Annotated in this window: 9 protein-coding genes; 6 read left to right on the plus strand and 3 right to left on the minus strand. The window is 53.6% G+C overall.

Annotated features, from left to right (window positions below; translation table 11 throughout):
- Nucleotides 1–102 precede the first annotated feature (102 nt).
- Nucleotides 103–999 carry a 23S rRNA pseudouridine(2605) synthase RluB gene (gene rluB / locus ACUTQ5_RS07560; RefSeq protein ID WP_135316797.1) on the plus strand — a complete coding sequence of 299 codons (897 nt, stop codon included), beginning with the start codon at nucleotides 103–105 and terminating at the stop codon, nucleotides 997–999.
- 44 nt (nucleotides 1,000–1,043) lie between these two features.
- Here the strand turns inward: rluB and cobO are convergent, their stop codons facing one another.
- Together cobO and ACUTQ5_RS07570 are read right to left on the minus strand one after the other, a co-directional pair.
- Nucleotides 1,044–1,634 (minus strand): cob(I)yrinic acid a,c-diamide adenosyltransferase, encoded by a 591-nt coding sequence (gene cobO / locus ACUTQ5_RS07565; RefSeq protein WP_445650726.1) that lies wholly within the window; start codon nucleotides 1,632–1,634, stop codon nucleotides 1,044–1,046.
- Between the two features lie 13 nt (nucleotides 1,635–1,647).
- On the minus strand, nucleotides 1,648–2,409 hold the full coding sequence (locus ACUTQ5_RS07570) for a YciK family oxidoreductase (protein WP_445650727.1): 762 nt from the start codon (nucleotides 2,407–2,409) through the stop codon (nucleotides 1,648–1,650).
- A 359-nt stretch (nucleotides 2,410–2,768) separates the two neighbouring features.
- On the opposite strand from ACUTQ5_RS07570, the gene sohB reads away from it, so the two are divergent.
- Nucleotides 2,769–3,815, plus strand: a complete 1,047-nt coding sequence (gene sohB / locus ACUTQ5_RS07575) for a protease SohB (protein ID WP_445650728.1) — start codon at nucleotides 2,769–2,771, stop codon at nucleotides 3,813–3,815.
- 47 nt (nucleotides 3,816–3,862) lie between these two features.
- Here the strand turns inward: sohB and ACUTQ5_RS07580 are convergent, their stop codons facing one another.
- Nucleotides 3,863–4,114 carry a YciN family protein gene (locus ACUTQ5_RS07580; RefSeq protein WP_135316794.1) on the minus strand — a complete coding sequence of 84 codons (252 nt, stop codon included), beginning with the start codon at nucleotides 4,112–4,114 and terminating at the stop codon, nucleotides 3,863–3,865.
- A gap of 426 nt (nucleotides 4,115–4,540) precedes the next feature.
- Between ACUTQ5_RS07580 and topA the strand changes: the two genes are divergently transcribed.
- From topA to acnA, 4 genes are all read left to right on the plus strand, one after another.
- Entirely contained in the window at nucleotides 4,541–7,138 is a 2,598-nt protein-coding gene (gene topA / locus ACUTQ5_RS07585; RefSeq protein WP_445650729.1) for a type I DNA topoisomerase, read from the plus strand.
- A 360-nt stretch (nucleotides 7,139–7,498) separates the two neighbouring features.
- Entirely contained in the window at nucleotides 7,499–8,473 is a 975-nt protein-coding gene (gene cysB / locus ACUTQ5_RS07590; protein ID WP_012145383.1) for an HTH-type transcriptional regulator CysB, read from the plus strand.
- A 196-nt stretch (nucleotides 8,474–8,669) separates the two neighbouring features.
- Entirely contained in the window at nucleotides 8,670–8,951 is a 282-nt protein-coding gene (locus ACUTQ5_RS07595; RefSeq protein WP_445650748.1) for a tyrosine-type recombinase/integrase, read from the plus strand.
- Between the two features lie 263 nt (nucleotides 8,952–9,214).
- The gene (acnA, locus tag ACUTQ5_RS07600) at nucleotides 9,215–11,887 is read left to right on the plus strand and encodes an aconitate hydratase AcnA (RefSeq protein ID WP_445650730.1); all 2,673 of its coding nucleotides are present in this window, start codon (nucleotides 9,215–9,217) and stop codon (nucleotides 11,885–11,887) included.
- Nucleotides 11,888–11,963: the final 76 nt, after the last annotated feature.

Raw genomic sequence — 11,963 nt, forward strand, 5'->3', positions numbered from 1 at the left:
TGTGCGGTTCGATCTATGTAAACGTATTGTTACTGCTGTGGCGCCTGACGCCGCAGCAGTCATCCCCCCGACGCCTGTGAAGGCGACACTAGAGGTTGCTCAATGAGCGAGAAGTTACAGAAAGTTTTAGCGCGCGCCGGCCATGGTTCGCGTCGTGAAATCGAAACCATTATTGAAGCCGGCCGCGTCAGCGTCGACGGTAAAGTCGCCAAACTAGGTGATCGCGTTGAAGTGACCGCTTCAATGAAAATCCGTTTGGATGGTCACGTTGTCTCGATTAAAGAATCCGAGGAAGAAGTTTGCCGTGTGCTGGCGTATTACAAGCCGGAAGGTGAACTCTGCACCCGTAGCGATCCTGAAGGCCGCCCGACGGTGTTTGACCGCCTGCCTAAGCTGCGTGGCTCACGCTGGGTGGCAGTAGGGCGCCTGGACGTCAATACCTCAGGCTTGCTGCTGTTCACCACCGACGGTGAACTGGCGAACCGCCTGATGCACCCAAGCCGTGAAGTTGAGCGTGAATATGCGGTGCGTGTTTTTGGTCAGATTGATGACGAAAAAATCAAGCAACTGAGCAAGGGCGTTCAACTGGAAGACGGCCCGGCCGCTTTCCGCACCATCAGCTTCCAGGGTGGCGAAGGCATCAACCAGTGGTACAACGTGACCCTGACCGAAGGGCGTAACCGTGAAGTTCGTCGTCTTTGGGAAGCGGTTGGCGTTCAGGTTAGTCGCCTGATCCGTGTACGCTACGGTGATATCGATCTGCCAAAAGGCCTGCCGCGTGGTGGCTGGACTGAACTGGATTTGCCGGCGATTAACTATCTGCGTGAACTGGTTGAATTGAAGCCGGAAACCGTTAGCAAGATGCCGATTGAGCGCGAACGTCGCCGCGTGAAAGCCAATCAGATCCGCCGTGCCGTCAAGCGCCATACCCAGGTTGCCGGCAGCGGTCGCCGCAGCACGGCAGGCAGCAAGCCTGGTAAACCAAGCAAGCGCAGTTAATCATCACGCCGCAACCCTCTTCGGGCTGCGGCGTTTTCGTCCTGTTACCAGTCAATTCCCTGCTGTGCCTTGATACCTGCGTCAAACGCATGTTTCACCGGCCGCATTTCCGTGACCGTATCCGCCAGTTCCAACAGCTCCCGATGGCATCCTCGCCCGGTGATAATCACCGTTTGGTGCGCGGGACGTTGTTGTAATGCCTCCAGCAGCTCATCCAGCTCAAGATAGCCGTAGCTGACCATATAGGTCAGTTCGTCCAGCAGCACCAGATGCAGGCTGCTGTCGGCCAGCATGCGCTTGCCGTGTTGCCATACGCTCTGACAAGCTGCGGTATCGCTGGCTTTATCCTGGGTTTCCCAGGTAAATCCGGTAGCCATTACCTGAAATTCAACGCCATGTTGCTGCAACAGGTTTTTTTCCCCGTTTGGCCATTCACCCTTGATAAATTGAATAACGGCGGCTTTCATTCCGTGGCCGACGGCGCGAGTAACGGTGCCAAATGCGGCGGTGGTTTTGCCCTTGCCATTGCCGGTGAAGACCAGCAGCAAACCCCGTGCGTCCTGGGCGGCAGCGATACGGGCATCGACCTGTTCTTTCAGGCGCTGCTGACGTTGTTGGTGGCGATCTTCAGCCATGGTAAAGCCCCTTTTATTCGGCGGCGCCGGGTTTACGGTTTGGCTGGGCGTCGAAGCTCATGCCGGTTTTACGGCGGCTGTCATCGCCCATCAGATAGAGGTAAAGCGGCATAATATCCGTCGGGGTTTTCAGCTTGCTTTTGTCTTCATGCGGGAATGCAGTTGCGCGCATTTGAGTGCGCGTTCCACCAGGATTGATGCAATTTACCCGAAGATTGCGACTTTTATATTCATCGGCCAACACCTGCATCATGCCCTCTGTGGCGAACTTGGACACCGCATAGGCCCCCCAGTTAGCGCGCCCACTACGGCCTACGCTGGAGCTGGTAAATACCAGCGATCCGGCATTGGATTTCAATAGCAGCGGCAACAGCGCCTGGGTGAGCATCAAGGTCGCGTTGACGTTCACCTGCATCACCTCGTTCCACATCTCCATCGACAGTTCGGCCATCGGGGCGATATCGCCCAGCAGTCCGGCATTATGCAGCACACCGTCGAGGCGGGGGACATGAGTAGCCAATTTATCGGCTACCTGTTGGCATTGTTCCTGAGTGGTATGCAGCAGATCCAGCGTGATGATGTAGGTTGGCGCACTGCTGAGTTTGGCGATTTCGGCTTGCACCGCCTGCAGTTTGCTTTCGGTTCGGCCTAACAGCACCAGTTGCGCGCCGAACTTGGCGTAAGTGAGTGCCGCTTCGCGACCGATGCCATCACCGGCACCTGTGACCAAAATAATACGTTTTTCCAGCAAATCTTGTTTAGGTTGGTAATGCACAATAATTCCTCGCGCCTTGGTGGCTGGTCTCCCGCTTGTATCGGGGAGCGGAGTGGGTTGAGAGGCCATAACAGGAGCTAAGGCTCGACCGCATGCAGGCCCCACAGCGAATTTGGCTCATCATGTTGATGAATAATCCGTGTTATATGCCTTAAATGGATCGTATTTTCAATGATTAGGCTGCAGAATCGGCATTCTTTTGTAACAAAAATGGAACAGCAGCAGCTTGGTTAAGCCCCAGTGCGCCCACATAGTAAAGAGGTATCACAAGGAATTTTTATTTAGCCGCGACAGCCACTGCGTCGGTTGGCTAGAATGAATGAGATCATACTAACAACCTGTTAATAAAGGCGGAATCTGTGGAGTTTATATCTGTTTACGGCCTGTTTTTGGCCAAAGTCGCGACGGTAGTGATTGCCATCGCCGCGCTGGCGTTGCTGGCGGTCAGCCTGGGGCAACGTAAGAACCGCCAGAAAGGGGAACTGCAGCTGACTGACCTCGGTGAACAATATCGCGACATGCAGCGTGATATGCGCCTTGCGCGCATGGGCGATGCGGAACAAAAGGCCTGGAACAAGCAGTTTAAAAAACAGACCAAGGCCGACGATAAACTGAAGAAACAACGTGCTAAAGCCGGTGCGGTTGAAGCCACCAAGCCTTGCTTGTACGTGCTGGATTTCAAAGGCAGCATGGATGCCCATGAGGTGGCCTCTCTGCGTGAGGAAATCTCGGCGGTGCTGGCGGTGGCGACGCCGCAAGACGAAGTGTTGCTGCGGTTGGAAAGCCCGGGTGGGGTGGTACACGGTTACGGCCTGGCGTCATCGCAACTGGCACGTTTACGCACCGGCGGTATTCGCCTGACGGTAGCGGTAGACAAAGTGGCGGCCAGCGGGGGCTATATGATGGCCTGCGTGGCGGATCGCATTGTTGCGGCTCCCTTTGCCATCATCGGCTCAATCGGCGTCGTGGCGCAAATCCCCAACTTTCACCGCCTGCTGAAAAAGAACGATATTGATGTAGAGCTGCACACTGCCGGTGAGTTCAAACGCACGCTGACGTTGTTTGGTGAAAATACTGAGCAGGGGCGTGAGAAATTCCGTGAAGATCTGAACGACACCCATGAGTTGTTTAAACAGTTTGTGCATCAGCAACGTCCATCGCTGGATATCGACAGCGTGGCGACCGGTGAACATTGGTTCGGTACCCAGGCAAAAGAGAAAGGACTGATTGACGCCATTGGCACCAGTGATGATTTACTGATCGCTGAAATGGAGAATCACGAGGTGGTCGGGGTGCGCTATGCACGTCGCAAACGCATGATGGATCGTTTTACCGGCAGTGCGGCAGAAAGTGTCGATCGTCTGCTGTTACGCTGGTGGCAGCGTGGTGAAAAGCCACTGTTTTAAACCGGATGATTAAACATCAAGGGGGGCTAACACCCCCTTTTTAATGCTTAGTCGACTAAATGATATTTATCAGAAAACACGTGGGCCAAGTGTTTAAACATATTAAATACTGCGGTAGTTTTTATTGTTGGCAATCCATCCGGATCCAAAAAGAATTCACCGCGGAAAACTAAAACGCTGCCTTTTTGTTCAACATCTGTGGCAACCATACCTTGCAGATAATCATCATGCTGACGAATTAGATTATTGGCTTCTTCCAGCAGGGCTTCACGGGCAATAGGTGAGGTTTCAGTGCGCATTTATTACACTCCAATGAAAAATTCTGCACATATTCTAACGCCAGTTCGCATTTATCCGCAAACAGACTAAGGGTTATTTGCCGTCTGGATGGCCAGCACAATCTGCCGATTGGCGAAATCTGCCTTTCCGTGCTAATTAGGTTGCGTGACGCTTTTTATCAGGTACAGTGTGGGATTTTGCGGCGTCGGGTGGAAGGTTTTGTTTACGCCATAAATGAGTTTCACACAGCCATACTTCTGGGGCATGGGTGAATAGCGGCCAGGATCAACAACTTGCGTTCAGGTTGAGCAGTTAAGCAGCCAATAGAAAAAAACATGTTGATCTCTTGCCAGAGTGCCGCAATATAAAAAAGAGATACGAATCGCTGCGGCAAGGCGAGATAAATGACTTCTTTTTAGAAGAAATAAAATTAGGTAAAGGTAAATATGGGTAAAGCTCTCGTAATAGTTGAGTCCCCGGCAAAAGCCAAAACTATTAATAAATATTTAGGTAATGACTACGTGGTGAAGTCCAGCGTCGGTCATATCCGTGATTTGCCGACCAGTGGCTCAGCCGGCAAAAAGAGCGCTGACTCAACCGAAGACAAAGCCAAGAAGAAAGTTAAAAAAGATCCAACGACGGCGCTGGTAAATCGTATGGGCGTCGATCCTTACCATGGCTGGAAAGCACATTACGAAATCCTGCCGGGTAAAGAAAAAGTTGTTGCCGAGTTAAAGTCGTTAGCGGAAAACGCCGACCATATTTATCTCGCAACCGACCTTGACCGCGAAGGGGAAGCCATTGCCTGGCACCTGCGGGAAGTTATCGGTGGTGACGACAAACGCTTTAGCCGCGTAGTGTTTAACGAAATTACCAAGAACGCGATCCAAAACGCGTTCAAACAGCCCGGCGAACTGAATATCGACCGTGTCAACGCACAGCAGGCGCGTCGCTTTATGGACCGCGTAGTGGGTTACATGGTCTCGCCACTGCTGTGGAAAAAAATTGCCCGTGGCTTGTCCGCTGGGCGGGTGCAATCCGTTGCGGTTCGACTGGTGGTGGAGCGTGAGCGCGACATCAAAGCCTTCGTGCCGGAAGAATACTGGGAGTTACACGCCGATCTGTTGGCGAAGGGGGATACCGCGCTGCAGATGGAAGTGACGCATGTCCACGACAAACCCTTCAAACCGGTTAACCGTGAGCAGACTCACGCCGCACTCAAAGTGCTGGAAAAAGCCCGTTATACGGTACTGGATCGCGAAGACAAGCCGACCAGCAGCAAGCCGGGTGCACCTTATATTACTTCTACGTTGCAGCAGGCGGCCAGTACCCGTCTGAGCTTTGGCGTGAAGAAAACCATGATGATGGCTCAGCGCCTGTATGAAGCTGGTCACATCACCTATATGCGTACCGACTCCACCAACCTGAGCCAGGATGCGCTCGAGATGGTGCGTGGTTACATCGGTGACAACTTCGGCGACAAGTACCTGCCGAAAGCACCGAATCAGTACAGCAGCAAAGAAAACTCGCAGGAAGCTCACGAAGCTATCCGTCCGTCGGATGTCAACGTGCTGGCCGAGCAGTTGAAAGATATGGAAGCGGATGCGCAAAAACTGTATCAGCTGATTTGGCGACAGTTTGTTGCCTGTCAGATGACGCCGGCGCAGTACGACTCCACCACGCTGTCGGTGAAAGCCGCTGATTACCAGCTGCGTGCCAAAGGCCGTACGCTGCGTTTCGATGGCTGGACCAAAGTGATGCCTGCTCTGCGTAAGGGTGATGAAGACCGCACCTTGCCGTATGTTGAAGTAGGCAGCGATCTGGAACTGCAGAAGCTGATCCCAAGTCAGCACTTTACCAAGCCGCCAGCGCGTTTTAGTGAAGCGTCATTGGTAAAAGAGCTGGAAAAACGGGGTATCGGGCGTCCATCGACCTACGCTTCGATCATTTCCACCATTCAGGATCGTGGTTATGTGAGAGTCGAAAGCCGCCGTTTCTACGCTGAAAAAATGGGTGAGATCGTTACCGATCGTCTGGAAGAAAATTTCCGCGAGCTGATGAACTATGACTTCACCGCACGCATGGAAAACGGTCTGGACCAGGTAGCCAACAACCAGGCTGAGTGGAAAGCGGTGCTGGATGAGTTCTTTGCCGAGTTCAGCGAACAGCTGGAAACTGCCGAGAAAGAGCCGGAAGAAGGCGGTATGCGCCCGAATCAGATGGTGATGACCAGCATCGATTGCCCAACCTGCGGTCGTAAGATGGGTATCCGTACTGCCAGCACCGGCGTTTTCCTGGGTTGCTCCGGCTATGCATTGCCGCCGAAGGAACGTTGTAAAACCACCATTAACCTGGTGCCGGAAACGGAAGTGCTCAACATTCTCGAAGGGGATGACGCGGAAACCAACGCGTTGCGTGCTCGGCGTCGCTGCCAGAAATGCGGCACGGCGATGGACAGCTACCTGATCGATAACCAGCGCAAACTGCACGTGTGCGGTAACAACCCGGCGTGCGACGGCTATGAGATCGAAGAGGGTGAATTCCGCCTGAAAGGGTACGACGGTCCTGTTGTTGAGTGCGATAAGTGCGGCTCTGAAATGCACCTGAAAATGGGGCGCTTCGGCAAGTACATGGGTTGCACCAACGAGAGCTGCAAAAATACCCGTAAGATCCTGCGTAATGGTGATGTTGCACCGCCGAAGGAAGATCCGGTTCCATTGCCGGAACTGCCATGCGAAAAGTCGGACGCTTACTTTGTCCTGCGTGACGGCGCTGCCGGTGTGTTCCTGGCGGCCAATACCTTCCCTAAATCGCGTGAAACTCGTGCGCCCTTGGTGGAAGAATTGGCCCGCTTCAAGGACCGTCTGCCTGAAAAACTGCGTTATCTGGCCGATGCGCCGGTGGCAGATGCAGAAGGTAACAAAACGCTGGTGCGTTTCAGCCGCAAGACCAAGCAGCAATACGTCTCTGCAGAGAAAGACGGCAAAGCCACCGGCTGGTCCGCTTTCTACATCGATGGCAAATGGGTTGAAGGCAAAAAGTAAATTTGCAGCCTGCATGCAACATTAAAAACCAGCCCATGTGGCTGGTTTTTTTATTGGCCAAAGAGGGCTAACGGATCTATTCTTGGCTGTTTTTTTCCTCCTGGGGCCAGGGTTCCATCTTGATCGCAATGCAAAATAATCGTTACCACAGTGTGACGTGGATCTATACTTGAAGCTGTAGCGTGATATAGTGGTTATATAAAAATTTTTTTTATGATTAAAGCTTATTAACAACGGCGGTTTCTTCAGCGTCTGGGTGAAACGCGGGGTTTAGGGCTTGTTACTTTTCAGCATACCGGGGCGACACCGATATACCTGGCTGCGGCTCAACGCAGTGTTTAACCTAGGATGGTATAAGATATGAAATTGCAGCAGCTTCGTTACATCGTGGAAGTGGTTAACCACAACCTGAATGTCTCCTCGACGGCCGAAGGGCTTTACACTTCACAACCCGGTATCAGCAAGCAGGTGCGGATGCTGGAAGATGAACTGGGCATCCAGATTTTCGCCCGTAGCGGTAAGCACCTGACTCAGGTGACTCCGGCAGGCCTGGAAATCATCCGGATCGCCCGTGAAGTCCTGTCCAAAGTAGATGCCATCAAAGCCGTTGCCGGCGAGCACACCTACCCGGACAAAGGCTCACTGTATGTAGCCACTACCCACACCCAGGCACGTTACGCGCTACCTAACGTGATTAAAGGCTTCATTGAGCGTTATCCGCGTGTTTCGCTGCATATGCATCAGGGGTCGCCGACGCAAATCGCCGAAGCCGTATCAAAAGGTACCGCAGACTTTGCCATTGCCACTGAAGCGCTGCACCTCTACGACGATTTAATCATGCTGCCGTGCTACCACTGGAATCGCGCGGTGGTAGTAAAGCCCGATCATCCATTAGCCGGTAAAAGCCACATCACCATTGAAGAGTTGGCGGCTTACCCGATCGTCACCTATACCTTCGGTTTCACTGGCCGTTCCGAGTTGGATACTGCGTTTAACCGCGCCGGTCTGACGCCACGCATCGTGTTCACCGCGACCGACGCCGATGTTATTAAAACTTACGTGCGCCTGGGGCTTGGTGTGGGGGTGATTGCCAGCATGGCTGTGGATCCGGTTCAGGATCCAGATTTGGTGACGGTGGATGCGCGTGATATCTTCACCTACAGCACCACCAAAATCGGTTTCCGCCGTAGCACCTTCCTGCGCAGTTATATGTACGATTTCATCCAGCGCTTCGCTCCGCATCTGACGCGCGATGTGGTCGATAGCGCCGTTGCGCTGCGTTCCAACGAAGAGATTGAAGCGATGTTTAAAGACATCAAGCTGCCGGAGAAATAATCCGATAAACCAATTACTTACCGCAGGTTTCGATTCTCTGGTGTTCGCTCACCTGTTTGTGTCCTGTTTCGATCCTGTTGATCTAAACAGGCGGTGAGCTTGCCTCAACGGGAAGGGGAATTCAACCCTTCCCATTTCGCTTATCGTTGGAGCACAGTGCTACGGCGTTGTCGACACGTTACCCATCTAGCCACACATTCCCTCCAAAGCTCCAAAGCTCCAAAGCTCCAAAGCTCCAAAGCTCCAAAGCTCCAAAGCTCCAAAGCTCCAAAGCTCCAAGCGCTCCACAGGCAAGCCGGTGAGCCGTTCTAAACTACATGAGGAGATTAGTCACGCGGGGTATAAGCTGGGGCTGAACCTGTCCACTCACAGCATGCGGAAATCTAAACCTACAATCGGATATGAAGATGGGGCGGATATCGCTGTAATCAGTAAGGCGTTGGGCCATAAATCGTTATCGTCTAATGCTGCACGGTAAGTCGCAAGTTGTTCATCGAACGGCTGGAAAGGAACCTTAACAGATAGCTATCGACGCGGGAACATGACTCCCTTGCTTTTCTGTGCTCAGTGCAGACCAGGTCTAACTCGTTGGGAAAAAACGACTTCTCCATTCTTGATTACTTCTGCCTATCGTTATGATCAAAACGTGTTGTTATCAAAACGTTACATCATCTTTGTGTTATCTTTAAGTAAGACCTCAGTGATTACCCTGTTTTATGCATAATAAGAAATGGAGGAGCTATGTCGTCCGATCTTCGTGAAACGAGTATGGATAAGCTGGTTGCGCTCAATAGTGAGTATCACTATTACAGTCTGCCACTGGCCGCGAGACAGCTGGGTGATATCGACCGGCTGCCAAAATCAATGAAAGTTCTGTTGGAAAACCTGTTACGCCATGTGGATGGCGACACCGTGCAGATTGACGACCTGAAAGCTATCGTTGACTGGTTACAGACCGGCCATGCCGACCGCGAGATTGCCTACCGCCCGGCCCGCGTACTGATGCAGGACTTTACCGGCGTGCCTGCGGTGGTGGACCTGGCCGCGATGCGTGAAGCAGTGCAGCGATTGGGCGGCAATGTTGACCAGGTTAACCCGCTGTCACCGGTCGATCTGGTGATTGACCACTCGGTCACCGTTGATGAGTTCGGTGATGATGAAGCGTTTGAAGAAAACGTGCGTATCGAAATGGAGCGCAACCACGAGCGCTATACCTTCCTGCGTTGGGGGCAGAAAGCTTTCAACCGTTTCCGCGTAGTGCCGCCGGGCACCGGTATTTGTCACCAGGTTAACCTGGAATATCTTGGCCAAACGGTGTGGCACACCGACGAAAACGGTCAGCGCATTGCCTATCCGGATACGCTGGTGGGCACCGACTCCCACACTACCATGATTAACGGCCTGGGCATTCTTGGTTGGGGCGTGGGTGGTATCGAAGCAGAAGCGGCGATGCTTGGCCAGCCAGTGTCGATGCTGATCCCGGACGTGGTGGGCTTTAAACTCACCGGTAAGCTCAGTGAGGGCATTACCGCTACCGACCTGGTGTTGACCGTCACCCAGATGCTGCGTAAGCACGGAGTCGTGGGCAAGTTTGTCGAGTTTTATGGGGATGGCCTGGCGGATTTGCCGCTGGCTGACCGAGCGACCATTGCCAACATGTCGCCGGAGTTTGGCGCGACCTGCGGCTTCTTCCCGGTGGACGAAGTGACGCTGGGCTATATGAAACTGAGTGGCCGCAGCGATGAGCAGATCGCGCTAGTGGAAGCCTACGCCAAAGTGCAGGGCATGTGGCGTAATCCTGGCGACGAACCGGTGTTTACCAGTACCCTGGCACTGGATATGTCGACGGTGGTCGCCAGCCTGGCAGGACCGAAGCGCCCGCAGGATCGCGTGGCGCTGCCAGAGGTGCCCAAGGCATTCAATGCCGCTACCGAACTGGAGATCAGCAATCAGCAACGAAAATCCGAATTCAAGCCCTTCACCCTTAATGGGCAGCAGCACGACCTGCATAACGGCGCTGTGGTGATCGCCGCCATTACCTCCTGTACCAACACTTCCAACCCCAGCGTAATGATGGCAGCCGGCCTGCTGGCGAAAAATGCGGTGAAAAAAGGGCTGCGAACCAAACCCTGGGTGAAAACCTCGTTGGCGCCGGGATCCAAAGTGGTAACCGACTATTTCGACAGCGCCAAGCTGACGCCCTACCTGGAAGAACTTGGGTTTAACCTGGTGGGTTACGGCTGCACCACCTGTATCGGTAACTCTGGGCCATTGCCTGAGCCTATTGAGCAGGCGATTAAAGAGGGCGATCTGACCGTAGGTGCGGTGTTGTCAGGCAACCGTAACTTCGAGGGCCGAATTCATCCGCTGGTGAAGACCAACTGGCTGGCCTCGCCACCGCTGGTGGTTGCCTATGCACTGGCCGGCAGTATGAAGATTGATCTGACCAAAGAGCCGTTGGGTGAAGGCCGTGACGGCCAGCCGGTTTATCTGAAGGATATTTGGCCGAGCAGCCAGGACATTGCCCTGGCAGTCGAGGAAGTGCGTACCGAGATGTTCCATAAGGAATACGGCGCGGTATTTGACGGTGACGCCAACTGGCAGTCGATTCAGGTTGCCGGTTCGGCCACCTATCCATGGCAGGCGGAGTCTACCTATATTCGCCATCCACCGTTCTTCAGCAGCATGAAAGTGCAGCCGGATCCGGTGCAGGACATCAAGGACGCCCGCATCCTGGCAATTCTGGCCGACTCGGTGACCACCGACCATATCTCACCGGCAGGGAACATCAAACGCGACAGCCCGGCAGGCCGCTATTTGAGCGATCACGGCGTTGCGGCGCTGGATTTCAACTCCTACGGTTCACGCCGTGGTAACCATGAAGTCATGATGCGTGGCACCTTTGCCAACATCCGCATCCGTAACGAAATGGTGCCGGGAGTTGAAGGGGGTTATACCCGCCATATCCCGTCACAGAATCAGTTGTCGATCTACGATGCTGCGATGCAGTATCAGCAGGAGCAGGTACCGCTGGCGGTGATAGCCGGTAAAGAATACGGTTCCGGTTCCAGCCGTGACTGGGCTGCGAAAGGGCCACGTCTGTTGGGGGTTCGCGTGGTGATTGCCGAGTCCTTCGAGCGTATTCATCGTTCCAACCTGATTGGTATGGGCATTTTGCCGCTGGAGTTCCCGGCAGGTGTGACGCGCAAAACCCTGGGGCTGAGTGGTGATGAGCAGATCAGCGTCAGCGGGTTACAAACGCTGAAACCAGGGCAAGTGGTGCCTGTGCTGATCACTTATGCCGATGGGCGTAAGGAAGTGGTTAATACCCGTTGCCGTATCGATACCGGCAATGAGCTGACCTACTATGAAAATGACGGCATCCTGCACTACGTGATCAGGAAAATGCTGTAATAAAAAGGGCGCCTTTCATGGCGCCCTCAGACTGATGACAAACCTCATTCCTGCCCAGAGCGAGTAGAGGCCGATA

Source organism: Serratia sp. NA_112.1 (assembly GCF_052691715.1).